26 protein-coding genes and 1 pseudogene are annotated in these 26871 nt (G+C 68.2%); 2 read left to right on the top strand and 25 right to left on the bottom strand.

Annotation, left to right across the window (positions count from 1 at the left end; translation table 11 throughout):
* Positions 1–97: 97 nt before the first annotated feature.
* Together ASF80_RS12640 and ASF80_RS12635 are read right to left on the bottom strand one after the other, a co-directional pair.
* Positions 98–925: a hypothetical protein gene (locus ASF80_RS12640; RefSeq protein ID WP_056311242.1), complete on the bottom strand. Its 828-nt coding sequence runs from the start codon at positions 923–925 to the stop codon at positions 98–100.
* 94 nt (positions 926–1019) lie between these two features.
* Positions 1020–1640: a TetR/AcrR family transcriptional regulator gene (locus ASF80_RS12635; RefSeq protein WP_056311240.1), complete on the bottom strand. Its 621-nt coding sequence runs from the start codon at positions 1638–1640 to the stop codon at positions 1020–1022.
* 148 nt (positions 1641–1788) lie between these two features.
* On the opposite strand from ASF80_RS12635, the gene ASF80_RS12630 reads away from it, so the two are divergent.
* A complete protein-coding gene (locus ASF80_RS12630; protein WP_056311238.1) occupies positions 1789–2613 on the top strand; it encodes an alpha/beta hydrolase in 825 nt (274 codons plus the stop codon).
* A gap of 150 nt (positions 2614–2763) precedes the next feature.
* Here the strand turns inward: ASF80_RS12630 and ASF80_RS19390 are convergent, their stop codons facing one another.
* The 11 genes and pseudogenes from ASF80_RS19390 to ASF80_RS12580 all read right to left on the bottom strand — a co-directional run bounded on the left by ASF80_RS19390 (position 2764) and on the right by ASF80_RS12580 (position 12964).
* Positions 2764–3267: an endonuclease domain-containing protein gene (locus ASF80_RS19390; RefSeq protein WP_235559997.1), complete on the bottom strand. Its 504-nt coding sequence runs from the start codon at positions 3265–3267 to the stop codon at positions 2764–2766.
* 198 nt (positions 3268–3465) lie between these two features.
* Positions 3466–3588 (bottom strand): annotated as a pseudogene (locus tag ASF80_RS19520) (type IV toxin-antitoxin system AbiEi family antitoxin domain-containing protein); the annotation flags it as partial.
* A gap of 326 nt (positions 3589–3914) precedes the next feature.
* Positions 3915–4337: a hypothetical protein gene (locus ASF80_RS12620; RefSeq protein ID WP_056311234.1), complete on the bottom strand. Its 423-nt coding sequence runs from the start codon at positions 4335–4337 to the stop codon at positions 3915–3917.
* Between the two features lie 289 nt (positions 4338–4626).
* Complete coding sequence (gene rpsN / locus ASF80_RS12615; protein WP_046014936.1) at positions 4627–4932, bottom strand: 30S ribosomal protein S14; 306 nt, start codon at positions 4930–4932, stop codon at positions 4627–4629.
* Between the two features lie 3 nt (positions 4933–4935).
* A complete protein-coding gene (gene rpmG / locus ASF80_RS12610; protein WP_017203558.1) occupies positions 4936–5106 on the bottom strand; it encodes a 50S ribosomal protein L33 in 171 nt (56 codons plus the stop codon).
* A complete protein-coding gene (rpmB, locus tag ASF80_RS12605) occupies positions 5106–5342 on the bottom strand; it encodes a 50S ribosomal protein L28 (RefSeq protein ID WP_042540533.1) in 237 nt (78 codons plus the stop codon). The genes rpmG and rpmB overlap by 1 nt, the downstream gene beginning before the upstream one ends.
* 178 nt (positions 5343–5520) lie before the next feature.
* Positions 5521–7644, bottom strand: a complete 2124-nt coding sequence (locus ASF80_RS12600; protein WP_056311232.1) for an alpha-galactosidase — start codon at positions 7642–7644, stop codon at positions 5521–5523.
* A 62-nt stretch (positions 7645–7706) separates the two neighbouring features.
* Positions 7707–9038 (bottom strand): ABC transporter substrate-binding protein, encoded by a 1332-nt coding sequence (locus ASF80_RS12595; protein ID WP_056311230.1) that lies wholly within the window; start codon positions 9036–9038, stop codon positions 7707–7709.
* An 88-nt stretch (positions 9039–9126) separates the two neighbouring features.
* Positions 9127–10032, bottom strand: coding sequence for a carbohydrate ABC transporter permease (locus ASF80_RS12590; RefSeq protein ID WP_200934780.1), 906 nt, complete (start codon positions 10030–10032; stop codon positions 9127–9129).
* Entirely contained in the window at positions 10029–10958 is a 930-nt protein-coding gene (locus tag ASF80_RS12585; protein ID WP_056311228.1) for a carbohydrate ABC transporter permease, read from the bottom strand. Before ASF80_RS12585 ends, ASF80_RS12590 begins: the two co-directional genes overlap by 4 nt.
* Positions 10955–12964, bottom strand: coding sequence for a beta-galactosidase (locus tag ASF80_RS12580; protein WP_056311226.1), 2010 nt, complete (start codon positions 12962–12964; stop codon positions 10955–10957). The genes ASF80_RS12585 and ASF80_RS12580 overlap by 4 nt, the downstream gene beginning before the upstream one ends.
* A gap of 140 nt (positions 12965–13104) precedes the next feature.
* Here ASF80_RS12580 and ASF80_RS12575 point away from each other — a divergent pair, with 140 nt between their 5' ends.
* A complete protein-coding gene (locus ASF80_RS12575) occupies positions 13105–14115 on the top strand; it encodes a LacI family DNA-binding transcriptional regulator (protein ID WP_056311224.1) in 1011 nt (336 codons plus the stop codon).
* Here ASF80_RS12575 and ASF80_RS12570 read toward each other — a convergent pair.
* The 12 genes from ASF80_RS12570 to ASF80_RS12515 all read right to left on the bottom strand — a co-directional run bounded on the left by ASF80_RS12570 (position 14055) and on the right by ASF80_RS12515 (position 26800).
* A complete protein-coding gene (locus tag ASF80_RS12570; RefSeq protein ID WP_056311222.1) occupies positions 14055–14783 on the bottom strand; it encodes a DNA-3-methyladenine glycosylase in 729 nt (242 codons plus the stop codon). The genes ASF80_RS12575 and ASF80_RS12570 overlap by 61 nt on opposite strands.
* A gap of 5 nt (positions 14784–14788) precedes the next feature.
* The gene (locus ASF80_RS12565) at positions 14789–16639 is read right to left on the bottom strand and encodes an Ig-like domain-containing protein (RefSeq protein ID WP_235559965.1); all 1851 of its coding nucleotides are present in this window, start codon (positions 16637–16639) and stop codon (positions 14789–14791) included.
* A complete protein-coding gene (locus ASF80_RS12560) occupies positions 16629–17420 on the bottom strand; it encodes a TIGR03943 family putative permease subunit (protein WP_056311220.1) in 792 nt (263 codons plus the stop codon). Before ASF80_RS12560 ends, ASF80_RS12565 begins: the two co-directional genes overlap by 11 nt.
* Positions 17413–18420 (bottom strand): permease, encoded by a 1008-nt coding sequence (locus ASF80_RS12555; RefSeq protein ID WP_056312104.1) that lies wholly within the window; start codon positions 18418–18420, stop codon positions 17413–17415. Before ASF80_RS12555 ends, ASF80_RS12560 begins: the two co-directional genes overlap by 8 nt.
* A 23-nt stretch (positions 18421–18443) precedes the next feature.
* Positions 18444–18860 carry a Fur family transcriptional regulator gene (locus tag ASF80_RS12550; RefSeq protein ID WP_056311218.1) on the bottom strand — a complete coding sequence of 139 codons (417 nt, stop codon included), beginning with the start codon at positions 18858–18860 and terminating at the stop codon, positions 18444–18446.
* Between the two features lie 122 nt (positions 18861–18982).
* A complete protein-coding gene (locus ASF80_RS12545) occupies positions 18983–19852 on the bottom strand; it encodes a metal ABC transporter permease (RefSeq protein WP_056312103.1) in 870 nt (289 codons plus the stop codon).
* A 5-nt stretch (positions 19853–19857) separates the two neighbouring features.
* A complete protein-coding gene (locus ASF80_RS12540; protein WP_056311216.1) occupies positions 19858–20712 on the bottom strand; it encodes a metal ABC transporter ATP-binding protein in 855 nt (284 codons plus the stop codon).
* On the bottom strand, positions 20709–21698 hold the full coding sequence (locus ASF80_RS12535; RefSeq protein WP_056311214.1) for a metal ABC transporter solute-binding protein, Zn/Mn family: 990 nt from the start codon (positions 21696–21698) through the stop codon (positions 20709–20711). The genes ASF80_RS12540 and ASF80_RS12535 overlap by 4 nt, the downstream gene beginning before the upstream one ends.
* Before the next feature lie 175 nt (positions 21699–21873).
* Positions 21874–23553, bottom strand: coding sequence for a glycoside hydrolase family 13 protein (locus ASF80_RS12530; RefSeq protein WP_056311213.1), 1680 nt, complete (start codon positions 23551–23553; stop codon positions 21874–21876).
* 45 nt (positions 23554–23598) lie between these two features.
* Positions 23599–24477: a carbohydrate ABC transporter permease gene (locus ASF80_RS12525; RefSeq protein WP_056311211.1), complete on the bottom strand. Its 879-nt coding sequence runs from the start codon at positions 24475–24477 to the stop codon at positions 23599–23601.
* Positions 24477–25460 carry a carbohydrate ABC transporter permease gene (locus ASF80_RS12520; protein ID WP_235559964.1) on the bottom strand — a complete coding sequence of 328 codons (984 nt, stop codon included), beginning with the start codon at positions 25458–25460 and terminating at the stop codon, positions 24477–24479. Before ASF80_RS12520 ends, ASF80_RS12525 begins: the two co-directional genes overlap by 1 nt.
* Positions 25457–26800, bottom strand: a complete 1344-nt coding sequence (locus ASF80_RS12515; RefSeq protein WP_082488307.1) for an ABC transporter substrate-binding protein — start codon at positions 26798–26800, stop codon at positions 25457–25459. Before ASF80_RS12515 ends, ASF80_RS12520 begins: the two co-directional genes overlap by 4 nt.
* Positions 26801–26871 lie beyond the last annotated feature (71 nt).

The raw sequence follows: 26871 nt of genomic DNA, 5'->3' as shown, positions 1-26871 counted from the left end.
ACCGCCACCCACATTTCCGCGTCATTTCGCGGGTTTTGGGCTTTTCGGCGGCGTGTCGTGGGGCAGAAGTGACGAATGTGACTCGTGTGGCGCCTTATCAGGCGCCTGCTTCGGGCTTCGCCTTGCCCTGCGCGATCGCCTCGAGTTCGGCAGGATACGTCAGATCCGCGGCGAACCAGGCGTCGAGCTCGACCGCGTGCAGCACCACCGTGACGCTCGCAGCACCGGGATTGACGTAGTAGCCGGTGAAGCGCGGCGGGTAGGTCTGCGCCTGCGGAGCATTCGAGGTGCGCACGGTGAGCTCGGTCCGCTCCCCGACGCGTTTCTCGATGGAGTTCGCCTCCATCACGCCCGAGAGCTTCAGCGTGGGTTTCTTGGCCCCCGGCACCTGGGTGATCCCCTGCAGCGCGAACACGAAGTCCGGCTCGCGCTTCTCCGGCGAGAACGCGAGCAGGCGGACGCTGGTCCGCACCGCGGCGACCAGCCACCACACGATCAGCAGAGTGAGCAGCGTCATCGTGACGGCCCAGAACCACTGCCAGAAGTCGGGCCCGGCCGGCGCTTCGGTGCGCACGTCCCCGTCGCGCGTCTCGACCCAGATCGGAAGGCTCTCACCCACCTGCAGGTCGTCGCTGCGGACCGAGTCGCTGCCGATCTTTCCTTCGAGCGAGTACTCGATCGTCACGAAGCGGCGGTCCACCCAGTGACGGTTGCGGCGCGATCCCTCGCGTACCTGTCGCGTCTCCTCCTCGATCACCTGGCCCGTGGTCGAGACATACGACGCGGTGAGGTCGCGGCTGAGGTCGATGACGTTGTTGACGCCGATGAACCCGATGACAGCGGTGAAGAACACCAGCGTGAGCACCAGCACGTTACGCGTGCGCAGGTGACGGTTGATGAGTCTGCGGTCGATCTTCGCCGCCATGAGGTCCCCCCTCGGTCGTGAGCAATTCCGCAGGGGAGACTAGCGCGATATATCGGGTCAGGCAAAGGATCGAGAGCTGATGTGTCGCCCGAGGTCAGCGCGGGCGGTGCGCGTCGACCACGGAGCGGGCGGTGCGCGCGAAGGCCGGAGCGACGCGGTCCTCTCCGTCGAGGTAGCCCCCGACGAGGGCCGCATCGCGCAGCAGCACGAGCGAGGCCGCGATCTCGGCGGGGCTGTCGAGACCTGCCAGCTCGGCGACACCCTGCAGGGTGGAGCGGAACCACTCCCGGTGCTCCTCGATCAACTGGCGCACGGCCCCCTCGGCATCCGGGTACTCCGCCGCCGCGTTGATGAACGGGCATCCGCGGGTGTGCCGGAGGCGGATGTCGGCGGCGATGCCCTCGATGACTGCGTCGACCAGCTGGGCGGGGTCGGTGACCTCGGCCCCGGCTTCGGCGAACATCGACCGCAGCATCTCGTCTTCATTGCGCAGGTAGGCGAGGACGAGATTCTCCTTGCCGCCGAACTGGTTGTAGAGGGTGGCCCTGGTGACGGCAGCCTCTTCGATGATCCGATCGACGCCGACCGCGTGGATCCCCTCTTCATAGAAGAGCCTCGTCGCGCTGTCGATCAGCCGAGTGCGGGCTGCGCTGGGCCGCTTCGGAGCGTCGGCGTTCGGAGCGTCGGTCGTCGTCGTGCGAGTGGTGGTGTCCATGGTGATCCCTCTCATCGTGTCATCCGAACCCCGGGTTTCGAACCGCGACTTGTGAATTTCGGGAATAGGTTGCGGTAGATAGAACGTTCGGTCTACTATCAGCGTAACGCACTCGCACCGGGCGGGGGCAGAAAAAGGAGAAGAGACAATGAGCAGCACCGAGAAGACCCCGATCATCCTCATCCACGGACTCTGGATGACACCCAAGAGCTGGAACACGTGGGCGGAGCACTTCCGGGCCCAGGGCCACGAAGTGATCGTTCCCGGCTGGCCCGGCATCGACGACCGCTCGGTCGAAGACATCCGCCGCGACCCGTCGGCACTGAAGGGCATCGGCCTGAAGCAGATCGCCGACAACTACGAGCGCATCATCCGCGCACTCCCCGTGAAGCCGATCATCATGGGCCACTCCTTCGGCGGGGTTCTCACCCAGATGCTCGCCGACCGCGGACTCGGCGCCGCCTACGTGGGCGTCGCCCCCGGACAGACCGCCGGCGTCACCGCGCTCCCCCTCTCGACGCTCTGGACCGGAACGCCGATCCTGTCGAACCCGTTCGGCCGCAACGGCGCCAAGCCGCTGTCGAAGCGCCACTTCCACTTCACGTTCGGCAACGACCTGTCGCGCGCGGAATCCGACGCCCTGTGGGAGGAGTCGGCGGTGAACTCCTACAACAAGGTCTTCTTCGAGGGGGTCACCTCGGTGCTCAACGAGAAGGGCGGAGTCACTCACGTCGACTACACCCGCGCCGACCGCGCCCCGCTGCTCGTCATCACCGGTGAGATCGACCACGTCGTGCCGCCGGCCATCGGTCGGGCGATCGTCAAGAAGTACCGCTCCTCCGGCAGCCCCGCCATCGTCGAGTACAAGGAATACGCCGGCCGCACCCACCGGCTCGTCAGCCAGGACGGCTGGGAGGAGATCGCCGACTACGCCCTGACCTGGGCGGTGGCGCACGCGACAGCATCCGTGTGATGCGTGGGTGTTGCCCCTCTGGGGCACCCTCGCTGCGTCACGCTTCTCGATCAGGGCTGCCCCTCGGGAGGAGAACTGCGTCTCGGGAGGAGAGATCCACGGATTCTCTCCTCCCGAGGCGCAGTTCTCCTCCCGGGTGTCAGGCCGCACTCATGCAGCAACATGGAGTCGCTGCCCGATGGCGGCCAGAATCACCTGCTGCACCTGTGCCCACTGACCCATCAGCTGGTCGTAGCCGATGCGGATCACGTGATAGCCGTGCAGCTTCAGCAGGGCGTCGTGGGCGATGTCGCTCGTGCGCTGATGTCCGACATGATGCCCGCCGTCGATCTGGACGACGAGACGCTCGCCGATGACGAAGTCGACCCGATGCCCGAGTATCCAGACCTGTGGCACGACAGGGATTCCCAACCATCTCAGCCGTGTCTGAAAGATGCTCTCCGTGCCGGAATCGGCGAAAGGGCGGGCATCGGCGAGAAGGCGTCTCGCCTTCGGCGGCAGCGGAGCTCGCTCGAGCATTCCGGGGTCCACGAGATTCTGCCGCATCGCCGACTCCCACGTCGCCAGCGCGCTCTCGTAGGGCTGGCACCCTGCGACCACGATCAGCGCATTCTCGAGTGAATCCTCCCGTGAGTCGGGGTTCCTCGGAAACACCGGCTCATTCCAGTGAATCGTTCCGTGCGAGACAGTCACATGACCCGACCTCGCCGGTGCGGCGACATGCGGTTCGGAGGCGTCGAGCACCCACAGCCCCCTTCGCGCCGCAAGAGTGACGCAGCTCAGGACCACCCCGCGGCGCGCAGCGGCCATAAGCATCGGGTCGGCGCCCGGCAACGCGACCCACCCCCGGCGGACGGAGATGACCTCACCCCGTTGCACCGCGGACCGAATGGCGTGGCGGCTCACGCCGAGTCGGCGCAGCGTCTCAGTACGTGCCACGCCGTCGCGCTGAGCCAAGGCCTGTGTCAGGGTCACGGATCGAGGATCGCCGATGGCGACATCCGAACTTCGCGCGAATCCCGCGAATCGTGTATCGCCCTGGTCGATCGCCGCAGTGTGCAGAAGAGGCGCCGCCGCGTGCCGACGCCTTCCCGTCCCGTCGTGCAACTCGGCACCGCCTTTACGCGCCTAGGGAGGAGAACTGCGCTTCGGGAGGACGGATCCGCTGCTTCACTCCTCCCGAGCCGCAGTTCTCCTCCCGGCGGTCAGGCGCGAAGCTGTGGGCGGCGCGCGGCACGCCCGCGGAAGTACGAAAGGGGCGAGGGCCCGAAGACCCTCGCCCCTCCCGGCTGTCTGACGGCTTACTGCACTCTGCGACGGGGAATCGCGAGAGACAGGATGCCGGCGACGAGCAGGAGTCCGCCGACACCCAGAAGGATGCCGTCGACGTCACCGCCCGTGGCAGCCAACGCCGCCGCCCGCGTCGGCGCCGGCAAGGGCGCAGACGCATCCGATGGGGAGATCGGATCGGCAGCGGTTCCGGATGCGGGCGGGGGGCCCGCCTCCGGAGTGGATCCGTCACCGGGCTGGGGACCCGGAGCGGAAGTCGTGAGGATGCTGACGGCGACCGGCGTGCTGACATTGCCGACGCGGTCGGTACTCGGCTGCACGGCGATGCTCTCTTCGGCGGAAAGGAGGGAGGCGGATGCCGGGGCCACACCGACTCCGACACCGACACCGACCGATGCCGCCACGAGGACGACGCTCACGAGGAGAGCAGGCACGGCGGGCGAGGTTACGCGCGGGCGTCGTGCGCGGAAGCTTGCGGAGGTCATGAGAGTCCTTCGAGGGGTCATCGCGATGATGTCGCGTGCGCCGGCTCAGAATTCTCGGTCCGACGGATCAGCGGGTGGCTGATACCCCAAGAATACATTAATATTTCACCAATTCCAAGTATTAATATTTCTCGCCGTCGACGAAGGCGCCCAGTCCAGGACGCACACTCCACCCCGAACACAGCGAAAGGGGCGAGGATCCGAAGATCCTCGCCCCTTTCGGCTTGTCTGCTGAGACTTACCAGCTCGACTTGGTGACACCCGGCAGCTCGCCACGGTGTGCCATGTCACGGAAGCGGACACGCGAGATGCCGAACTTCGTGAGGACACCGCGGGGGCGGCCGTCGATGACGTCGCGCGAACGCACGCGAGCCGGCGACGCGTTGCGCGGCAGCTTCTGCAGGCCGAGGCGTGCGGCCTCGCGGGCCTCGTCGGTGGCGTTCGGGTCGACCAGGGTCTTCTTCAGCTCGGCGCGACGCTCTGCGTAACGCTCGACGATGACCTTGCGCTGCTCGTTGCGAGCGATCTTGCTCTTCTTAGCCATTGATCAACGCTCCTCTCGGAATTCGACGTGCTGACGGATGACCGGGTCGTACTTCTTGAGCACGAGGCGGTCGGGGGTGTTGCGGCGGTTCTTCTTCGTCACGTACGTGTAACCCGTACCTGCCGTCGAGCGCAGCTTGATGATCGGACGTACGTCCTGAGCCTTCTTGGCCATTAGAGCTTCACACCCTTCGCCTGGAGGTCCTTGACCACGTTCTCGATGCCGCGGACGTCGATCACCTTGATGCCCTTGGCGGACACGTTGAGCGTGATCTTACGACCGAGCGAAGCGACGAAATAGGTCTTCTTCTGCACGTTCGGGTCGAAGCGACGCTTCGTCCGGCGGTGCGAGTGCGAGACGTTGTGACCGAAGCCGGGAACAGCTCCTGTCACCTGGCACACTGCTGCCATGATGTGACTCCTTCTATACCGTGAGGCCGGACGGCCTCACCCAAGATCCCTTGTCTGCGCGCCACCCCGCATCGCCGATCTCTCGGTGGAAGAGGGGGAAGCACGCGAACTACGCACAGGAGTGTGCGCAGACAAGGAGTCAGTTTAGCATGGCCCGAGTCACCCCCGAACGACCCGTTCAGACTCGAACGGCCTCGAGCAGCAGCGCCGCCCCCGGTGCCAGCAGCGGCAGGGGCACTCCGACGGATTCGAAGAACGAGCCGGTGGCCTCGATCCCGGCATCCAGCCAGGCGGGGTCCGCGACCTGGTGACGCGACACCGCTCCGAGGTCCTCGCGCACGCGCAGCCTGTACCGCTCCCCCGACTGCAGTCCGGGGATGCGGGTGCGCGGGGTGAAGCCGTCGACCGATGCCCCCAGGCGCACCCACGCGAACACACCCCGCGAACCGTCGACCGCGACGACGCCGTGCAGCAGGGTCTCGTCGTCGACCTCGTCACTGCGCACGGTGACGCCCGCGTGCAGCAGCGGACGCAGCTCGCGATACAGAGCGGTCCAGCGCGTCAGCGCCGCACGCTCGTCGTCGGTGCATCCGGTGATGTCCCACTCGATGCCGGCGTGGCCGAACAGCGCGGTCGTCATGCGGAACGGCAGGGATGCCGCGCGGTGCGTGGTCTCGGCGATCGGCGGGCCCACGTGCGAGCCCACGACCTCCGGCGGCACGAGCGTGCCCGTCCACCGCTGGATGCGCTGACGCTCGACCGGGTCGTTCGAGTCAGAGGCCCACACGCGCTGCGTGCGCTGCAGCACACCGAGGTCGACGCGGGCACCTCCGCTCGCGCAGGATTCGATCTCGAGTGCCGGATGCCGCTCGCGCAGTGCGTCGAGCAGGGCGTAGAACGCGGTGGTCTGAGCGTGCACCGACGCTCGGCCCGTGTGCGGCGACACCGCCGCATGCAGGTCGCGGTTGTGGTCCCACTTGATGAAGTCGATCCCGATCTCAGAGACCAGGGCGTCGAGGCGTTCGAGCAGGTGGGCCGCGGCATCCGGGTTCGCGAGGTCGAGCACCTTCTGGTGCCGCCAGGTGGGTGAGTCGGGGGATGCCTGCAGCACCCAGTCCGGATGCCGTGCGGCGAGGTCGGACACCGGGTTCACCATCTCGGGTTCGAACCAGAGCCCGAACTGCATGCCGAGAGAGTGCACGTGCTCGGCGAGCGGCCGCAGGCCCTCGGGCCACTTGGCGTGATCGATGTACCAGTCGCCGAGCCCCGACCGGTCGTCGGGGCGACCGCGGAACCAGCCGTCGTCGAGCACGAACCGCTCGACGCCGACGGATGCCGCGGCCTCGGCGAGCTCGATGATCTTCGCCGGGTCGTGATCGAAGTACACGGCCTCCCACGTGTTGAGCACGAGGGGGCGCGGTGGGGTGGGGTGCGCCGAGAACGCCCGGACGCTCTGATGCAGGCGGGCGGACACCGAGTCGAGGCCGCTCTCGCCATAGGTCAGGAACACCCAAGGAGACACGTAGGTCTCGCCGGCCGCGAGCCGGATCTCGCCGGGCAGCAGCAGCTCTCCCCCGCCGAGCACCGCGCCGTGCACGCCGGCACCCTCGGGCAGCCTCTCGACCCCGACCTCGAGGTCGCCGCTCCACGCGACGTGCGCGGTCCACAGCTCCCCCCGACGGAAGCCGAACCCGTCGGTGCCGACCGCGGTCAGGTACGGGGCATCGTGGCCACCGCGACCGCGGCGCACCTGACGCAGATGCGCTCCGTGGCGCAGGGCACCCCGTTGCGGGTGCCGCTCGCCCGTCCAGCGTCCGGTGTGGTCGAGCACCTCGGTCGCTTGAGCGGGAATCGGGAGCAGGATGCGTGCGGCGATCAGGTCGAGCGGCTCGGCCTGCTCGCCGGCGGTGCTCGTCACCGACACCTGGGCGGTGAGCACGCCGACGGCATCCAGCTCGAGATCGAGGACGACGGAGGCCCCGGCCGCTGCATCCGCGAACTCCGCCCGCACCGACGTCTCCGCCGCCTCCCACCCGACCGACCGCAGCAGCGGAGCACTGTGCAGACCACCCCGGTGCCAGGCGAGAGCCGGCGCACCCGACCACCCGTCGGCCTCGACGGCCAGCAGCGGGAAGGTGCGCGGGGCGTCGAACGAGCTGAACGTCACCGAGCCGCGCGACGATCCGGCGAGCGCCTCGAGGTCGGCGGGATCGAGCGCCGCACCCCAGTGCAGCAGGCGCGCACTCGTCGTGTCGATGACGACGCTCACGCCGGCCGAGGTCAGGTGGACGAGTTCGCTCATTGCCGCTCCAGACGAAAAAGGGAGGCCCGCCCGTGAGCATACGGGCGGGCCTCCGAGGGGTGTTACTCCTTGACGGGGATCGACGCGGCCTTGAGCGCGTCGACGGTGGCCGTCTGACCCTTCTCGATCGCGTCGAGCAGCGTGCCGCTGCCCGAGACCGCGGCCTTGAACCCGTCGGACACGTCCGAGTAGGTCTGGGTCATGGTCGGGCCCCACGCGAAGTCGGGCGAGACCTGCGTGGCGGCGTCGGCGAAGACGTCGTAGATCTTCTGTCCGCCGTAGAATTCGACGCCCTCGGCGTATACCGGGAGCTCGAGACCCGCGGTGGTCGCCGGGTAGAGGTTGGCTGCCTCGGCGAGCGCGGTCAGCGCCTCATCCGAGGTGTTGAGCCACAGCGCGAACTTCGCCGCCTCGTAGACGTGCTCGCTGCCCTTGAGGACGGCGGTCGACGACCCACCCCAGTTGCCTGCCGCGGTACCGCCGGCCTCCCACTGCGGGAGGGGTGCGACGGCCCAGGATCCAGCCGTGTCGGGGGCGCCGCTGGAGATCGAGTTGGCGCCCCAGACGGCCGAGTTCCAGGTCCAGACCTCGCCCGAGTTGTAGGCGTTGTTCCACTCGTCGGTCCATGCGGGAACCGTGGCGACGAGGTCGTCGTCGAGCATGCTCTGCCAGAAGTCCGCGACCGTGGTGGTGGCGTCATCGGCCAGCGAGACCGTCCAGCCCTCGTCGTCGCTCGAGAACCACTGCGCGCCGTCCTGCCAGGCGAAGCCGGCGAACTGGTTGATGTCCGACTGCGAGAAGTTGGTGATGTATCCGCCGAGTGCGCGGATCTTCACGGCGGCGTCGCGGTACTCGTCCCAGGTGGTGGGGATCGCGATGCCGTTCTGCTCGAACAGGTCGGCGCGGTAGAACAGCGCCATGGGGCCGGTGTCCTGCGGAACGCCGTACACGCCCTCGGTGCCGAGCGTGACCTGTCCCCAGGCCCAGTCGACGAACTGGTCCTCTGCGGCGACGACGTCCTCGCAGGCGCTGAGGTCTTCCAGGCCGTCCTGCACGAGGAAGTTCGGGAGCGCGTCGTACTCGATCTGGCCGAGGTCGGGGGCATCCCCCGCCTTGATCTGGTTGAAGAAGTTCTGGTACGTGCCGCCGTTGCCGTTCGGGCCGGTCTGCACGTCGACCTGGATCTCGGGGTTGGCCTCGTTCCAGATCTCGACGACGTCTTCGATGCCGGGGATCCAGGAGGTGAACTCGAGCGTGACGTCGCCGTCTGCCGGGGTGCAGGCGGCTGCCTCGCCGCCGGTGCCGGAGCTGTCTCCGCCGGACGCCGAGCAACCGGCGAGCGCGAATGCCGAGATGGCGATGACAGCGGCTGCCTTCATCTTCGAATGCTGCATTTCGATCCTTTCGTGGATGCGATGGGGGTGGTGCGGGTAGGGATGGTGCGGGTGGTGCGCCGCCCGGTCGGTCCGGGCGGCTGCCTGCTCACTTCAGGGCGCCGGCGCCCAGTCCGTTGCGCCAGAAGCGCTGGAGCAGGAGGAAGGTGACGATCAGCGGGATGACCGACAGCAGGGCGCCGATCAGCACGAGACCGCGGAGTTCCGGCAGCTGGTTCAGCTGGTTGTTCCAGTTGTAGAGACCGAAGACGACCGGGAAGAGGTCCTCGGAGCGGAGCATGATCATCGGCAGGAAGAAGTTGTTCCAGATGGCCACGAACTGGAAGAGGAACATCGTCACCAGTGCCGGAGTCATCAGGCGGATGCTGACGGTGAAGAACGTACGGATCTCGCCCGCGCCGTCGAGCCGGCTCGCCTCGAGAAGCTCATCCGGCACGGAGGACGCCGCGAAGATCCGCGCGAGGTACACGCCGAACGGACTCACGATCGAGGGCAGGAACACCGACCAGAACGTGTTGGTCAGCTGCGCCTGGCTGAAGATCAGGAACAGCGGCAGCGCGAGGGCCGTCGCCGGCACCAGCACACCGCCGAGCACGATGTCGAACATGAGGTCGCGGCCGGGGAACCGGTACTTCGCCAGGGCGTAGCCGGCCATCGCGGCGAGCAGGGTCGCGATGGCCCCGCCGAGTGCCGCGTAGAGCACCGAGTTCATCAGCCAGCGCAGGTAGATGCCGTCGCGGTAGGTGAAGAGCTCGGCGATGTTGTCGAGCAGGTGGAAGTCGGCGAACCACAGCGGAGCGGTGGTCAGGATGTCGCCCGTGTCCTTGCTCGAGGCCACGAGCAGCCACCACAGCGGCAGCAGGAAGTAGACCGTGAACACGGCCATGATCAGCATGGCGCCGGTGCGGGAGATGCCCGATTCGCGAGGGCCCTTGCCCCGCGGGGCCTTTTCGCGCGAGCCCCGACCGGGGGCGACGATCGTCCTGGTGCTCATGCGTTCTGCTCCTTGCGCTGCATGTACTTCATGAATCCGAACGACAGCACGAAGGTCGTCACGGCGAGCACGACCGAGAAGGCGGCCGCCAGGTTGGTGTTCGGGATGGATGCCGTGGCGTACACGGTCATGTTCGGCGTGAACGTGCTGGTGACCGCTGAGCTGAACGAGCGGAACACCTGGGGCTCGGCGAGCAGCTGCAGGGTTCCGATGATCGAGAAGATCGCGGTCATCACGATCGCCGGACGCACCAGCGGGATCTTGATCGACCAGGCGATGCGCCACTGGCCGGCTCCGTCGAGGATCGCCGCTTCATACAGCTCCTGCGGGATCGAGAGCAGCGCCGAGTAGATGATCAGCATGTTGTAGCCGACGTAGACCCAGGTGACGACGTTCGCGATCGACCACAGCACGAGGTCGGCTCCGAGGAAGTCGATGTGCTTCGTGATCGCGGTGAACGGCGACAGGTTGGGCGAGAACAGCGAGCCCCACATGATCGCGGCGATGACGCCCGGCACCGCGTACGGCACGAAGAACGCGAGGCGGAAGAAGCGCTTGCCCCGCACGAGCGGCGAGTCCAGCAGCAGGGCGAACAGCAGGGCGAGGCCGAGCATGACCGGCACCTGCACGACGCCGAACGTCAGCATCCGCCCCATCGAGCTCCAGAAGGCTTCGTTCTGGAAGACGAGCACGTACTGGGCGAAGCCGCCGAACACTTGCTCGGCCTTGCCGAAGGTGCCGTCGCGCTCGACCACGAGCAGCGACTGCCAGAACGCGTAGGCGATCGGCACCACGTAGAAGAGCAGGAACAGGATGCCGAACGGCACGATCAGGAACGCGATGGCGCCCTTGTGCGGAATGCGTCGGCGCCGTCCCTGCGCCTTCGGCGCCGAAGCGACCGCCGGAGCGGTGAGCGTGGTGGTCATACATCCTCCTTGATGATGCGGACCGCCCCGGCCGGCACGAGGCCGGTGGCGGGGGCGTCGGTGACGAGGTCGTGGCCTGCGGCCGCGATCTCGACGTCAATCGATCCGTGGTTGATGACGAAGAGGAACGAGCCCGCGTCGCCGGTGCGGCGGACCATCTCGACGTCCCGGTCGCCACCGGCGATCGGGGAGACGCCCGCGGAGGCCGCGAGCTGCGCGACCAGCCGTGAGTAGTCGTCGCGAGCAGGCTGCGTGCCGAGGAACCAGGCCTCGCCCTCTCCCGCAGCACGTCGGGTGATCGCGGGTCCCCCGGCAGCGGGGCCGTCGACGTACGACGCGATGACCTCAGCATCCGTCGTCTTGAGCCGCTCGCTCCAGACCGTGCCGGTCGTGCCGTCGGTGAGGGTGACGGAGTCGTCGGGGCGGAGGGGCGCGAACTCCTCGGAGCGGATGCCGAGCAGCTCGCGGAACGCGCCGGGGTAGCCGCCTGTGCGCACCCTGTCTTCCTCGTCGACGATGCCGCTGAAGAAGGTGACGAGGGCGGTCGCGCCGTTCTCGACCGCATGAGCGATGGCGGCGGCATCCGCATCGCTGATCAGGTGCAGCGCGGGGACGATCAGCAGTCGGTAGCCGTCGAGATCACTGCCCGGGCGCACGACGTCGGTGGTGATGCCGGCATCGGCCAGTGCCGCGTGTGCCGCGTGCACCTGGCCCAGGTAGGTCAGTGCTTCGCTCGGGCGACCCTCGTTCTCGGCGGCCCACCAGCTCTCCCACGAGAAGAGAAGGGCGGCGTCGGCGGCGACACGGGTGCCGGCGACCTCGCCGAGGCGATCGAGCAGTCCGCCGAGCTCGACGACCTCGCGCCACTGGTCGGAGTCCTCACCCGCGTGCGGCACGAGGGCCGTGTGGTACTTCTCGGCACCCTGCGTCGACGCACGCCACTGGAAGAAGCAGATGCCGTCGGCACCGCGGGCGACGTGCGTGGCGATGTTGCGCTGCATCTCGCCCGGGGCCTTGGCGAGGTTGTACGGCTGCCAGTTCACGGCGCCGGTCGAGGTCTCCATGAGCAGCCAGGGCGCGCCCTGCGCGAGGCCGCGGGTCAGGTCGGCGGCGAACGAGAGCTCCCCCCGCGCGTCGTCGAGGCGACGGTCGAGGTAGTGATCGTTGGCGATCAGGTCCATGTCCCCCGCCCACGTCCAGTAGTCGAGGTTGCGGATGTGCGCGGTGACCATGAAGTTGGTCGTCACCGGCACGTCGCTGCGCTCACGCAGGATCGCGGCTTCGGCGCGGTAGAGAGCGAGCTGCTCGTCGGAGCTGAACCGCTGGAAGTCGAGGATCTGACCGGGGTTGCGCAGCGAGAGGGCCTGGGCGGGCACGCGCACGTCGTCGAAGTCGCTGTAACGCTGGCTCCAGAACGTCGTGCCCCACGCGCGGTTCAGCGTGTCGATGTCGTCGTAGCGGTCGCGCAGCCAGCCGCGGAACGCCTCGGCGCTCGTGTCGCAGTAGCAGAGCGCGTTGTGGCAGCCCAGCTCGTTCGACACGTGCCAGAGCGACACGGCGGGGTGGTCGCCGTAGCGCTCGACCACGCGGGTGACGACCTCGGCGGCGTAGGCGCGGAAGATCGGCGAGCTCGGGCAGTAGCCCTGGCGGCCGCCCTGCTGGAAGACGGTGCCGTCCTGGCCGACCGGGAGGATCTCGGGATGCTGCGCGGTGAGCCACGGTGCGGGCGACGCCGTACCGGTGCCGAGGTTGATGCGGATGCCGCCCTCGTGCAGCAGCCCGACGATCTCGTCGAGGGCGCTGAAGTCCCACACTCCCCTGGCCGGGTTGATCGACGACCAGCCGAAGATGTTGATCGCCACGAGTCCGACGCCGGCCTGCTGCATGAGACGCACGTCTTCGGGCCAGACGCTGCGGTCCCACTGCTCGGGGTTGTAGTCGCATCCGAAGACGAGGCCGCGCCCTGCGGAGAGGGTGGCGATGCGGTCGGACACAGCGGCGGCCATCGGTGACGCTCCTTTGCGGTTCATGTGTGCACGTGCACAGCTCGCGGCATGAAAGCAGCGATCGGGATTTCTGTGAACGTGCACACATCGTCGCATGTCTTCGCGAATCCCGTCAAGTCCGGGTCGCTAGGCTGTCGATCATGAGTACTTCCGCGCGCCGTCGCAGCACCGTGCACGACGTGGCGCGCGTAGCTGGTGTCTCGAGGGGAACCGTCAGCCGCGTGATCAACGGCGGCTACGTGTCGGATTCCGCGCGGACCGCGATCGAGGACGCGATCCGCGAGGTCGGCTACGTGCCGAACACGGCGGCGCAGAACCTCGTGCGCCAGCGCACGCAGGCCATCGCGTTCATCGTGCACGAGCCGCACGCGCTGTTCCTCGAAGACCCGAACATCGGCGCGATCATGCTCGGCACGAACGAGACGCTGTCGGAGGCGGACTACCAGATGGTGTGCCTCGTCGTGGACTCGGTGCGAGACACCGAGCGCGTCGCGCGGTATCTGAACGGCGGATTCGTCGACGGGGCCGTCATCGTCTCGGCCCGTGCGCAGGATCCCATCACCAAGGCCGTCATGCGGCTCGATCTTCCGGTCACCTACGTCGGACACCCGCCGGACGTGGATGCCGCCTGGGTCGGGGTCGACAACCGCGGGGCAGCGCACGCCGTGACCTCACGCCTCCTGGCGACGGGGCGCACGCGGGTCGGCATGATCGCCGCAGCCCTCGATCGCGACTCTGGCACCGACCGACTCGCCGGGTTCACCGATGCGCTCGGTGACGCCTTCGACGCGGACCTCGTCGAAGAGGTGCCGCTGTACTCCTACGCCGATGGGGCCGCGGCCATGACCCGACTGCTCGAGCGCGCTCCCGACATCGACGGGGTGTTCGCCGCGTCCGATGCGGTCGCGGCGGGCGCGATGTGGGCGCTCCGCGAAGCAGGGCGCCGCGTGCCGGAGGACGTGGGAGTGGTCGGCTTCGACAACAGCAGCTGGGCGACGCGCACCACACCGCAGCTCTCGACGGTAGACCAGCCGGCCGAAGGCCTCGGGGCCGCCGCCGCGGCATCCGTGCTCGCGCAGCTGCGCGACGATCAGCGCCCGCGCGCGGGGATCATGCTGCCGACGCCGGTCGTGTGGAGAGACTCGGCCTGAGCACCTCTCCCCCAGCGGAACGGAGAGACCGTCGGATCGCCCGCGATCCAGAACCGCCAGGGGAACGCTTCGGTGCCGGCGATGCCCGCGACGCCGACCCGCGGCCCGGTCGCGATCTCGGCCACCGGCTCGTCGCGCAGCCACAGCTCGGCGCGGGCGCCCTCGAACTCCTCGCCGGTGACCGCGTCGATGCCGTCGTGGATCGGATGCCGCAGCCCCACCGCCTGCCCGAATCGACCGGGACCGCGCGCGAGGTCACGCAGCGCCGTCTTCGTGAGGGGCGTCGATGCGTGACGGCGCACGGCGGCGGCATCCACTCCTGAGACGACCTCGCCCGCGCGCATCAGGATTCCGCCCGCCTGGCCGTCCGGCCCGCACACGACGTTGACGCACGAATGGATGCCGTGACTGAGGTAGACGTACAGATGCCCCGGCTCGCCCCACATCGTCGCGTTGCGTGCCGTTCGCCCCATGCGCGCGTGCGAGCCCGGGTCAGCCTGGGGTCCGGTGCCATGCCCGTGATAGGCCTCGACCTCGGTCAATCGCAGGCACACCTCCGAGCCCGCCACGACGGTGCGCAGCTCGGCCCCGAGCAGCAGCGGGGCGACATCGACGGCAAGCCCGCTCAGCTCGGCGCGGGTGGCGCGGTGCAGCGGATCCGACGACATGGCGTCTAGAACTGCGGAGCCGTCTGGCACCACGAGGCGTCGAAGCCGGTGAGGGCCACGATCTCGTCTCCCGTGCGCAGGTCGAGCAGGTGCGTCTCGAGGTTCTGCGGCAAGGGCAGCAGCATCTGGTCGTAGGGGTTGTCTGCGAGGTCGGGGGCGATCACGACCGCGGCGTACTGCCCACTGGGCGAGGCGCAGGCCTGCAGGATCGAGTCCGTCGAATCGACCTCGACCAGCGGCGTCGCCTTTCCGTCGTCGTCGACCCGCACGACCGCCTGCCCCGTCGGCATGCCGTCGGCGGCCCGCGCGACGACGTGACGCAGAGTGCCTCCCGGGAACGGCGTGATCGTCGTCGCCGTGCCGTAATCGGGATCGGACGCCTCGAGCGGCACCTCGGTGCCGTCGGCGAGGTTCAGCTCGACGACCGAGCCGTCGAGCCTCTCGACGATGGCCGTGTACGTGCCGCGCGAGATGCCCTGGATCGTCGTGGCGAGCCCGAGCGACTGCACGCCGTCATCCGTCGAGCGGTCGACCAGCGACAGTGCACCGTCGAAGTCGATGAAGAGCACGGCGGCGGTGTCGGGCACGAACTGCCAGACGAAGATGTTCGCCTCTTTGTCGCCGACCTCGGTGACCACGGGCTCATCGTCGCCGCTGAGCGACTGGGTGACCAGCACGCTCGCGCGCCCCTCGGTGTCGCTCAGCTCCTTGTCGGAGTAGCTGTACCCGACGAGTCCGCCGCGGTCCGAGACCTGGATCGCACCGACGTAGCCGACGCCGGGGAGCGGCAGCTCGCGCTGGTTCCCGCCCTTCCGGTCCATCACGAGCAGCTTCGAGCCTTCTTCCTCCTCCAGCGAGACGACCAGCTGCGACGACGTCGCACGGAAGTCGTTGATGCTGTCGGCGGTGAACACCGGCACGGCCTCCTCACCCGAGAGATCGGTGCGGAAGATCGTGTCCTTGCCCTCGACGTCGCGGCGCAGCAGGAAGATGCTCGACGCGGGAGTCGAGAAGCTCGTCGTGAGGGTCGCTGTCGGTCCGCCTCCGGCGCCCACCGCGTCGGCGATGCTCACGGTGTAGTCGGTGTCGTCGTCGAGCGGCACGGTGAAGCGGATGCCGATGCCGCGGCCCGCCGCGTCCAGCGTGAAGGGGACTGCGGGCTCGACCGTCACCTGAGACTCGTCGATCGCGGCGAGCGACTGGTTCGCTGTGAGGATGACACGACTGCCCGACGTCTCGATCGCCTCGGTCGGGTTCACCTGCACCCCGGTGATGCGCGGCCCCTGGGTCAGACTGACGGCGCCGAGTCCGGCGCCGACCAGCACGAGGATGCCGAGCACGGCGCCGAGAGCCAGCAGGAATCGGCGGTCGCGAGGGGAAGCGGGCTTCTCGGGCTTCGGCTCCTTCGCGGGCTTCGGTTCCCTGGCCGACTTCGGTTCCTTCGCGGACTTCGGTTCCTTCGCGGCCCTCGGTTCCTTCGGCGCTTTGGCGGGCTTCCGCTTCTCGGGCGCGGGGGATGACTCGTCGGTCGTAGAGGGAGCGGGGGGCACGTAGTCGGTCGAGGAGTGAGCCGCGAACGTGGTCGTCGAGTCGGCATCCGGCGGGACGAAGGTCGAACGCGTCGGCCGCTCGTCACCCTTCGAGCGCGCCGCAGCGCCCCCACCACCGGTCGTTGAGCGAGCCGCAGGCGAGTCGAAACGCGGCTCCGCAGCGGAAGACGCCTCGTCGCGGTCGGCTCCGCCGTCCTCATCCGAGGCGGGAGCCGACGCGGCCGCCTCGGCCTCGCGGGCGGCGCGCATCTCGGCGCGCGTGCGAGGCGCCGCCGGCACCTCGGGGCGCTCGTCGTCAGTACTCATACGGGTCCTGCGGCTCGTCGATCGGTGTGACCGAGTTCGGCTCGACGTGCAGCGATCCGTCGGCATCCGCCTTGATCGTGCCCTCGACCTCGACCCACTGGCCGGTGTCGAACTCGCCCGCATCGATCGTCACGGGCAGGGTCGCGGGCTGCGCGTCGATGACGCAGTGCGTGATGACCAGGCGCGTGAGGTTGACCTCATCGGCATCCGTGGGGGTGACGAATCCGGTCAGCGTGACCGTCTTGCCGTCGTAGGCGGCGGTGTTGGTCGCCGTCGCGAACACGCTCGCCCAGTCGCCCACACCGAAGGTCGAGGTGTCGGCGACTCCGAGGGTCACGTCGTCGGCGCCCGCGAACAGCGCGGTCTGCTCGCCGACCCGGGACATCGCGAGCTCGACCGACAGCGATGCGGGCGGCAGCACGAGAGCGGCGACGACGACGCCCGAGGCGATCACCCCGCCCGTCACCGTGCCGACGACGGCGAGGCTGCGGCGCGGCGCGGCCGGTGCATCCGCGTCGTGGGCGTCGCCGTGGTCGTGTCCGTGATCGCCCTCTTCACCGAGCGGCAGTGTGCACGACCAGATCGCGCCCGCGAGCGTCACGACGGCGGCCGCGCAGGCGAACCACACCGACTCGGGGCTGATGTAGAGGTTGAGCCGGCCGGTGAGACCGAGTCCGAGAGTGACGACCGAGATGACGGTGGCGAGGCCGATGCCCAGCCAGCGCGACCCGAGTGCGCGGGCGCGGGAGGGCTCGTGATCGGTGTGCGTGTGCTCAGACAAAGACGTTCACCCCGATCCCGATCGCGAAGGCGGCGAACAGGACGACGCCGACGATGCCGACGAGCGTGCGGGTGGTGAAGGTCGTGCGCATGAGCGCGAGCATCTTGACGTCGACCAGCGGACCGACGAGCAGGAACGCCACGAGCGCGCCCGAGGAGAACGTCGAGGCGAACGACAGTGCGAAGAACGCGTCGACGTTGGAGCAGATCGCGACGGTCATCGCGAGGGCCATCATCGCGAGGATCGACAGCACCGGGTTCGATCCGATCGCCAGAAGCACGTCGCGAGGGATGAGCACCTGCACGGCCCCGGCGAGCGCCGAGCCGATCACGAGCGCCGGCATCACCGCGCGCAGCTCGACGAGGAACTGCGTCAGGCTGCGGCGCACCGGGGTGCCGGGTTCATGGGTGACGCGGTCGCACGTGTCGATGAAACGCTGCGTGAGCAGCGAGTCGGGCGAGGGGTGACGGCTGTAGATCCAGCCGATCAGGTTCGCGATCAGGTAGCCGCCGATCAGGCGGGCGACCAGGATGCCGTCGTCGAAGCCGAACGCCGCGTGCGTGGTGAGGATCACGATCGGGTTGACGATCGGGGCGGCGATCAAGAAGGTGAGCGCCTCGGCCGGGGCGAGGCCCCGCATCATCAGGCCGCGGGCGAAGGGTACGTTGCCGCACTCGCACACCGGGATCAGCATGCCGAGCAGCGACAGCACGGCGCGACGCGCCCAGGCGCGCTTCGGCAGCCAGCGGTGGATGACGTCAGCGGGCAGCCACACCTGCACGACGATCGACAGCAGCACCCCGAGGATCACGAACGGCAGTGCCTCGATCAGCACGCTCAACGCGAGCGTCAGGCCGTCCTGCGCCCTGTCGGGGAGGCTGGCGGTGAACAGGGTCGGCAGGAACCGATCGACCAGGAACAGGGCCGCCACGATCACGGCGCCGAGGCCGACCCCGATCCACGGCGAGCGCGGGGATCGTGAGGGCCGGTGCGAGTGCACCGTCCGTGGAGCGGCCTGGGTGGTCACGCGTTCGCTGCCTCTTCGGCGTCGCGCTTGTTGGTGCAGGAGGCGCACAGCCCGAAGATGTCGACGACGTGCGCGGCATCCGTGAATCCGTGCAGAGCTGCGGTGCGATGCGCCCACTGCTCGACGTCGGTCGCCTCGATCTCGACCGTGAGTCCGCAGTTGCGGCAGATCAGATGGTGGTGGTGGCCCTGGGTCGTGCAGGCGCGGTAGAGCGCTTCGCCCTCGGGGCTCTGCAGCGAATCAGCATCGCCCGATGCCGCGAGCCCGGCCAGCGCGCGGTAGACCGTGGCGAGGCCGATGCCGGTGTTGTCATCGCGGAGCGAGGCGTGCAGGTTCTGCGCACTGACGAACCCGCGCGCATCGGCGAGGGCTTCGCGCACGCGTTCGCGCTGCCAGGTGTTCCGCTGAGCCATACCGACGATTCTAGGCGCGCCGCCCTTGCCGGGCCCTGGGAACGGTCCCCGGGCTTTCGAATCGCGCACCTGGCAGATCCGAGGACCGATTTCCTGCAAAGTGCGCGATTCGAAAGCAACCGTCAGGCCCGCACACGGCGCACACCGCCGCGGGCGCGCTGGACGATCCAGCACACGACGTAGATGGTGAACGACAGGGTGGTGATGTACGGGCTCACCGGCAGGGTGCCGGCGAGCGCGAGCAGGATGCCGCCGACTGCCGACACGAAGCCGAACAGCGCCGCGAGCAGGGGCACGGCCACCGGCCCCGCGGTGATGCGCATCGCAGCGGCGGCGGGCGTCACGAGCAGTGCCATGACGAGCAGTGCTCCGATGATGTGCACGCTGACCGCGACGATCAGACCGAGCAGCACCATGAACAGCAGGCTCACCGCACGCGTGGGCACCCCGCGGGCGGCGGCAGACTCGGGGTCGAGCGAGTCGAAGCGCAACGGGTTCCACATGAGCAGCAGTCCGAGCAGCACGACGATGCTGATGCCGAGCAGCCAGCCGAGGTCGGGGCTCGAGACCGAGACGATCTGCCCGGTGAGCAGGCTGAAGCGGTTGGCGCTGCGCCCGTCGTAGAGCGACAGGAACAGGATGCCGAGGCCCAGGCCGAACGGCATGAGCACGCCGACGATCGAGTTGCGGTCGCGGGCCTTGGATCCCAGAATGCCGATGAGGATCGCCGCGACCAGAGCCCCGCCGAGCGATCCGACGACCACGCTCCCGCCGAACAGCAGCGCTGCGGCCGCACCGGCGAACGACAGCTCGCTGACTCCGTGCACCGCGAACGCGAGGTCGCGCTGCATCACGAAGACGCCGATGAGTCCGCCGACGATGCCGAGCACCGCGCCCGCGATGATCGAGTTGGCGAGCAGGGCGACGAGCTCGCCGTAGTCCTGGAACGAGAAGACGTCGCTCCAGTCGACCGCCTGGACGATGCCGGTCATGACGTTCATGCGGCACCCCCGTGGTCGTGATCGTGGTCGTGCAGGTGGTGGGGCTCGGCATCCGGCACCCCGACGACGACCAGTCGGTCGCCGGCTCGCAGCACGAAGACCGGGGTTCCGTAGAGCTCGGTCAGCACCCGTGTCTGCAGCACCTCTTCGGGGGTGCCGAGCACGAAGCGGCCGCCGGCGATGTAGAGGATGCGGTCGACGCGACCCAGGATCGGATTGATGTCGTGGGTCACGAACAGTACGGCCGCCCCACGATCGCGGCGCTGACGGTCGATGATGTCGGTGACGGCGACCTGGTTCGCGAGGTCGAGGTTCGACAGCGGCTCGTCGCACAGCAGCAGGCTGGGCTCGTCGGCCAGGGCCTGGCCCACACGCAGCCGCTGCTGCTCACCGCCCGAGAGCAGTCCGACCCGGCGGTCGGCATAGTGCGAGGCCCCGACCGAGGCGAGCAGCTGGTCGACCTTGGCTTTGTCGCCGCGGTGCGGGATCGGGAAGCCGAAGCGGCTGCCCTGCACCCCGAGCGCCACGAGATCGCGGGCCCGCATGCTCGTGTCCGGGGCGAGTGATCGCTGCTGCGGGATGTACCCGATGCGCGGGTTGCCCTTGCGCACGGGCCCGCCCGCGACGGTGATCTCGCCGGCCGACAGCGGCTGGAGGCCCAGGATGCTGCGCAGCAGCGTGGTCTTACCCGACCCCGACGGCCCGAGCACGGCGATGAACTCACCGGGCTCGACCGTGAGATCGAGGCCCGACCACAGTTCCCGGTCCCCACGCTGGAGGGCTGCTCCCTGCACCTCGAGCACGGGGCTCGACTTCTCGGCTCCTGCCCGCGCGTCGGCGCCGGCGCTCACGACTGGAGCGCGTCGGCGAGGCTCTGGATCGCGTCACTCATCCACTCAGAGTACGACGATCCTTCGGGGAGCAGCTCCGTGAAGGCGACGAGCGGGATCCCGGCATCCGTTGCGGCGTCCTCGACGCGCTGCGTCTCGGCACCACCGGTCTGCGCGTTCGTGAGCACGGCGCGCACGTCTCCGGCTTCGACGACGTTCAAGGTGGCGAGCAGGGTCGCGGGGGCGACATCGCTGCCCTCCTCGACCGATTCGGCGAAGCCCTCGGGCGTGACATCAGTGAGTCCGGCGGCCGCGGCGAGGTAGCCGGGCACCGGCTCGGTGATGATCACGTTCGCGCCGGCGGCATCCGTCTTGAGCGTCTCGAGATCGGCCTCGAAGCCCTCGAGGTCGGCGACGATCTCCTCGGCGTTCGCAGTGAAGTCCGCCTCACCGTCGGGGTCGAGCTCGGTGAGCTCCTCGGCGATGGCCTCGACGACATGGATCATCGTGTGCGGGTCGAACCAGACATGCTCGTTGAATCCCTCGATGTGGTCGTGGCCCTCGTGACCCTCCTCGCCTTCGGCGTGGTCGTGGTCCTCTTCGGTCGCGTCTTCTGCCTCGTCAGAGTGACCCTCGTTGCCGGGGAAGTCGTGCGAGAACTCGACGGCCGTCACCAGGTGCGGATCGCCGGCATCCTGCAGCAGCGTGTCGATGAACGCGTCGTAGCCGCCGCCGTTCTCGATCACGAGGTCGGCCTTCTGCACCGAGAGACGGTCGCGCGCCGAGGCCTCGTACGAGTGCGGGTCCTGCGTCGCCGAGGTGATGATCGAGGTCACGTCGACGCGATCACCACCGATCTGGGCGGCGAGCGAGCCGTAGACGTTGGTGCTCGCCACGACGGCGACGTTACCGCTGTCGCCCTCCCCCGCCGCGGGGGTGGTGGAGCATCCGGCCAGCGAGAGTGCGGCGACGGATGCCAGGGCGAGGGCGACGAGCGGCTTCTTCATGCTCTCACTCTAAACGCTAATGAGAACCATTATCAAATCGGTGAGGAGTTAAGGGGGACGTTCGCGACCGCTTGCAGGACCGAGGCGCGGATGCAGGACGAGAAATCGTGTTCTCGTCCTGCATCCGTGCTGTCGTCCGACGAACGACTCGGTGGACCAGCTCAGTGGATCCGGCTCAGCCGATCAGGCCGGGAGCGATCCAGACGGTCGAGTCATTCGGCACGGCGCCGTCGACGATCGCGCCGAGCACGACGTCCGCGGCATCCGCCCCGAGATCGAACGGCTCGGTGCCGAAGTTCGTCACGATCTGCCAGCCGTTCGGGCGGGCGAAGCGCAGCACATCGGCACGGCCGGTCTCGATCCACTCGAGGCTCTCGTCGGTCTGCAGCTCGTGACGCAGGCGCAGTGCCTCGCGGTAGAGCGAGAGCGTCGACGAGGGGTCGGCCTCCTCGACGTCCACCGCATACTCGGCGAACCACTCGGGCTGCGGCAGATGCGCATCGCCGGCTCCGAAGCCGAAGGACGAACCGGATGCCGTCCACGGCAGCGGCACACGGCATCCGTCCCGCCCGAGTCCGTCGAACTCCGCTCCGCGGAAGAACGCCGGGTCCTGGCGCTGGTCGGGGCCGATCTCGGCGACCTCCTGCAGGCCGAGCTCCTCGCCCTGGTAGAGGTAGGTGCTGCCGGGCAGGCCGAGCAGCAGCAGGGTCGCCGCGTGCGCCCGGCGGAGTCCGGCCTCGCGGTCGAGCTGCTCGTCCGGCCCGCCCGCGGCGACCCACTCGACGCCCTGCTTGACCCCGGTGCGACCGGCCAGCGGAGCGAGTCCGTATCGGGTCGCGTGACGCGTGACGTCGTGGTTCGAGAGCACCCACGTGGTCGACGAGCCGGTCTCGCGCGCCTGAGCCAGGTTGTCGGAGATGATCGTGCGGAACTGCGTCGCGTCGAAGTCCGCCACGAGCAGGTCGAAGTTGAACGCCTGCCCGAGGCCCTCGGCCGACGCGTACTTGGCGCGACGCTCGGGAGTGCTCACCCACGCCTCGGCGACGGCCGTGCGGGGCGGGTCGTACTCGTTGAAGACGCGGCGCCACTCGGCGTACACCTCGTGCACGTCATCACGGTCGTGCAGCGGGTGATTGCCGTCGTGCGGCAGGAGCTCGAGCTCGGCGGTGCTCGGCAGCGGCTCACTCAGGTCCTTGGTGAGCATGTGCGCCACGTCGATGCGGAAGCCGTCGACCCCACGGTCCGACCAGAACCGCAGCGTCGTGAGGAAGTCCTCGCGCACCTCGGGGTGATCCCAGTTGAGGTCGGGCTGCTCGGGGGCGAAGCTGTGCAGGAACCACTGTCCGTCCTCGACCCGCTCCCACGCCGAACCGCCGAACGCGGCGGTCCAGTCGGTCGGGGGCTCGGAGCCGTCTTCACCCGCACCCTCACGGAAGATGTACCGCTCGCGGGCCGCCGAGCCGCGGCCTGCGGCGAGCGCCTCCTGGAACCATTCGTGCAGATCCGACGAATGGTTCGGCACGATGTCGACCACCACGCGGATGCCGCGGTCGTGGAGCGCCGCGACCATGTCGTCGAAGTCGTCGAGCGTGCCGAGACGCGGGTCGACGTCGCGGTAGTCGGCCACGTCGTATCCGCCGTCAGCGAGAGCCGACGGATAGAACGGACTGAGCCACACGGCGTCGATGCCGAGCTCACGCAGGTAGTCGGCGCGCGAGACGATGCCCGGGATGTCGCCGAGCCCGTCGCCGTTCGCGTCCGCGAAGCTGCGGGGGTAGATCTGATACACGGCGGCCTGTCGCCACCATGCTGCCGTCGTGTCGTCGCGGGTCTCGGTGAGAAGCGCATCGGTCATGAGGGGTACTGCTCCTTCGTGTTGCGGTCTGCGGTGTGAGAGGTGTCAGCCCTTGACGGCGCCCTGCGTGACGCCCTCCATGACGAAGCGCTGCGTGAACAGGTACGCCAGGATCGCCGGGGCCATCGCCATCAGGTACGAGGCGAACGACACGTTGTAGTTGTTGCTGAACTGGGTCTGGAAGAGGTTCTGCCGCACCGGGAGCGTCTGCAGAGCCGGGTCCGAGATGATCAGCGACGGCATCATGAAGTCGTTCCAGGCGTAGAGGAAGGCGAAGATGCCGACGGTCGCGCTCATGGGTGCGAGCAACGGGAAGATGAGCTGCCAGAACGTCTGCCACGTCGTGGCGCCGTCGATGCGGGCGCTCTCCTCGAGCTCGATCGGGATCGACCGCAGGAACGCGGTGAACAGCAGCACGCTGAAGCTCAGCTGGAACATCGTCGCGAGGATGATCACGCCGAACGGGTTGTCGAGCCCGACCCATCCGGTCAGCTGGATCTGGGGCAGTGCGACGACCGGGAACGGGATGAACATCGCAGCGAGCAGGTAGAAGAACGAGTAACGGAACAGGCGGTGGTCCCAGTTGCGCACGATCGCGTACGAGGCGAATGCCGCGAGCACGATGGTCGCGATGACCGTGCCGGCCGTCACCAGCAGCGAGATGCCGGCGCCGACCGGGAACTTCGTGAGGTTCCACGCCTCGATGAAGCCGTCGATACTGAACGGCGCCGGCAGCGAGAAGGCGTTGCCGTCGACCGCCTGACCGGTGGTCTTGAAGGCCATCGAGATCGTCACGTAGAGCGGCAGCAGCACGGTGACCGCGCACAGGATCAGGATGATCGTGCCCGACCAGTTGACGCGCTCCATGCGGACGCGCGGCTTCTTGCCCGAGGTGGGGATGGTGGTGAGTGTCTGCGTCGACATCAGAGTGCGTTCCTTCCGCGGGTCAGCGAGAGCTGCAGCAGGGAGATGAGCACGGCGACGATGAAGAAGATCGTCGCGTTGGCCATCTGGTAGGCGTAGTCGCCGCCGTTGAAGCCCGCGATGATCGTCATCGCGACGCTGCGGGTGGAGGTTCCGGGTCCGCCGTTGGTGAGGCCGACGATGATGTCGTAGGCGTTCAGGAAGCCCTTGAACCCGAGGATCACGTTGATCACCACGTAGCCCGCGACGAGCGGCAGCGTGATGCGCGTCAGCTGCTGCGTCTTGTTCGCCCCGTCGATGCTCGCCGCCTCGTAGACCGCGCCGGGCACCGAGAGGAGACCTGCGATGTAGATGAGCAGTGTGCCGGGAACGGCCTGCCAGGCGGTCACGATGACGATCGCGACCCACGCGAGGTCGGGATTCGCGAGCAGGCTGGTCGACAGCCATGGGATGCCGGTGGCGGCGCCCGCCGCCGGGAGGGAGTTGGAGAACAGGAAGTTGAAGACGTAGGCGATGATGATGCCCGAGATCACCATCGGGATCACGAAGATCGTGCGGAGCCCGGTCTTGAAGCGGATGCGGGAGGTCAAACCGACCGCGAGCATGAAGGCCACCACATTGACGACGATCACGGTCGCGATCGAGAACCCGAACGTGAACAGGTAGCTCTGCAGGATGGCCGGATCGCTGAACATGGCGATGTAGTTGGTCAGTCCGTTGAAGCTCCACTCGCCGATGCCGATCGAGTCGGTGAAGCTGAAGAAGATGCCCATGACGCCGGGCACCGTGATCGCAAGCGTGAAGATCACGAGCGTCGGCAGCAGGAACAGGTAGTAGATCGGCTCGACCTTGCGGGTGCGGCGACCGAGCCTGCGGGTGCCGCCCGTGACGATCGCCGTGGTGTCGGTCGTCGGAGTGTTCGGCTTGGTGATGTTCGATGCGGCGGGGGTCGCCGCGGGGCCGGGCAGAGCGGTGTTCGTCATGGCGTGGACTCCTCTGTCTCGCCGGATGCTGAGTCCTCACCGGAGGCGTTGTCCTGGGTCGACGGGATGGGCGCGCGGAATGCGATCCTGGCCCAGTCGGCATCCATGGTGCGCAACGTGGAGGTGGTGGACGCGCCGAGCACCATCGCCTGCGCGTAGTTGAAGACCGGAAGGGTGCGGGGCACGAGCACCGAGGGGCCCTGGTAGATCTGCCCGTTGTCGTAGTACTCGACCATGCCCTCGACCCGCGGGTCATCCGGAGCCGGAGCATCCTTCGTGGGGGTGAAGCCGAGCTGCGAGGCGTTGTACTCCTCGATGTGCTCGGGCAGGAACAGGTACTCCAGGAAGTCGCGGGCGGCCTCCTGGTGGCGCGATCCCTCGGGGATCATCGCGGCGAGGTCCATGTTGACGCGCACGCCGAGGTCGGCGGGATCGTCGGTCATCGGCAGCGGGAACGTGCCGAGGTCGAGGTCGGGCGCGGTCTTCTCGATCTCGCTGAAGGCCCACGGCCCCTGCAGGTACATCGCGGCCTCGCCCTTGCCGAAGGCGAGGTTGCCGTCGCCGTAGCCTCGGCTCGCGGCATCCGCGTTCGTGTAGTTCTCCACCAGGGTCATCATGCGGTCCATGGGCTCTGCGAAGTCGTTCTCGAACGAGACCTCCGAGTCGGGTCCCACTTCGGTGCCTTCGGTCGCGAGGGTGTCGAAGAAGTCGATCACGTCGACCGAACCGCCCGCGGTGTAGTCATACCAACCCTGCGCGACCGTCCAGTCGTCCTTGAAGGTGGCGTAGAACGGGTCGATGCCCGCCTCCTTCAGCTGGTCGCACACGGCGAGGAGCTCGTCCCAGGTCTGCGGAACCTCGAGCCCCTGCTGGTCGAAGATCTCCTTGTTGTAGATGACCGAGGCCCCCATCACCGAGTAGGGCAGTGCACTCGTGCGTCCCTCGCACGAGCCGTACTGCTCCATGAGGGGCTGCAGGTCGTCGCGGATGGTGGCGGCAGCGTCGGTGCCCGACAGATCGGTGAGCGCGCAGCGCTGCACGAAGCGGGCGATCTCGTAGTTGTAGTTGGCGAGCATGATGTCGGGCGGGTTGCCCCGCACGAAGCTGGCCGAGACGACGTCGACACCCGAGGTGTCGATCTCGACGCGGACCTTGTCCTGCGAGGAGTTGTACTGCGCGACGAGCTCGGTCATGAACTCGATCGCCTCCCGCTTGCTGAACGTGAAGCGGATGGTCTCGGTTCCGCCGGCCGTCGAGCAGCCGGTGAGGGCGGCCCCGACCAGGGCGAGAGCGGCCGCACCGGCGACGATCCGTGCCGGGTGTGGAGGTTTCACAGACACCGTTGTCCTTTCGTCCTGTAGATCCGCAGACTAAATCTAGTGAGCGAATTTACTTCGATGAACGGTACTCT

The organism is Microbacterium sp. Leaf159 (assembly GCF_001423615.1).
GTDB lineage: Bacteria > Actinomycetota > Actinomycetes > Actinomycetales > Microbacteriaceae > Microbacterium.
Note: the sequence above shows the minus strand (reverse complement) of the source record. Positions and strands in the feature narration are given on the sequence as shown.

Bases quoted from the DNA above. Each gene is read 5' to 3' on its own strand.
- ASF80_RS12545 (WP_056312103.1), bottom strand. From the start codon at position 19,852: ATGACCGGCATCGTCCAGGCGGTCGACTGGAGCGACGTCTTCTCGTTC.
- ASF80_RS12630 (WP_056311238.1), top strand. From the start codon at position 1,789: ATGAGCAGCACCGAGAAGACCCCGATCATCCTCATCCACGGACTCTGG.
- ASF80_RS12565 (WP_235559965.1), bottom strand. From the start codon at position 16,639: ATGAGTACTGACGACGAGCGCCCCGAGGTGCCGGCGGCGCCTCGCACG.
- ASF80_RS12520 (WP_235559964.1), bottom strand. From the start codon at position 25,460: ATGACGAACACCGCTCTGCCCGGCCCCGCGGCGACCCCCGCCGCATCG.
- ASF80_RS12640 (WP_056311242.1), bottom strand. From the start codon at position 925: ATGGCGGCGAAGATCGACCGCAGACTCATCAACCGTCACCTGCGCACG.
- ASF80_RS12550 (WP_056311218.1), bottom strand. From the start codon at position 18,860: ATGGCTCAGCGGAACACCTGGCAGCGCGAACGCGTGCGCGAAGCCCTC.
- ASF80_RS12635 (WP_056311240.1), bottom strand. From the start codon at position 1,640: ATGGACACCACCACTCGCACGACGACGACCGACGCTCCGAACGCCGAC.
- ASF80_RS12580 (WP_056311226.1), bottom strand. From the start codon at position 12,964: ATGGCCGCCGCTGTGTCCGACCGCATCGCCACCCTCTCCGCAGGGCGC.
- ASF80_RS12600 (WP_056311232.1), bottom strand. From the start codon at position 7,644: ATGAGCGAACTCGTCCACCTGACCTCGGCCGGCGTGAGCGTCGTCATC.
- ASF80_RS12570 (WP_056311222.1), bottom strand. From the start codon at position 14,783: ATGTCGTCGGATCCGCTGCACCGCGCCACCCGCGCCGAGCTGAGCGGG.
- ASF80_RS12595 (WP_056311230.1), bottom strand. From the start codon at position 9,038: ATGCAGCATTCGAAGATGAAGGCAGCCGCTGTCATCGCCATCTCGGCA.
- ASF80_RS12585 (WP_056311228.1), bottom strand. From the start codon at position 10,958: ATGACCACCACGCTCACCGCTCCGGCGGTCGCTTCGGCGCCGAAGGCG.
- rpmB (WP_042540533.1), bottom strand. From the start codon at position 5,342: ATGGCAGCAGTGTGCCAGGTGACAGGAGCTGTTCCCGGCTTCGGTCAC.
- rpmG (WP_017203558.1), bottom strand. From the start codon at position 5,106: ATGGCCAAGAAGGCTCAGGACGTACGTCCGATCATCAAGCTGCGCTCG.
- ASF80_RS12575 (WP_056311224.1), top strand. From the start codon at position 13,105: ATGAGTACTTCCGCGCGCCGTCGCAGCACCGTGCACGACGTGGCGCGC.
- rpsN (WP_046014936.1), bottom strand. From the start codon at position 4,932: ATGGCTAAGAAGAGCAAGATCGCTCGCAACGAGCAGCGCAAGGTCATC.
- ASF80_RS12530 (WP_056311213.1), bottom strand. From the start codon at position 23,553: ATGACCGATGCGCTTCTCACCGAGACCCGCGACGACACGACGGCAGCA.
- ASF80_RS12535 (WP_056311214.1), bottom strand. From the start codon at position 21,698: ATGAAGAAGCCGCTCGTCGCCCTCGCCCTGGCATCCGTCGCCGCACTC.
- ASF80_RS12525 (WP_056311211.1), bottom strand. From the start codon at position 24,477: ATGTCGACGCAGACACTCACCACCATCCCCACCTCGGGCAAGAAGCCG.
- ASF80_RS12590 (WP_200934780.1), bottom strand. From the start codon at position 10,032: ATGAGCACCAGGACGATCGTCGCCCCCGGTCGGGGCTCGCGCGAAAAG.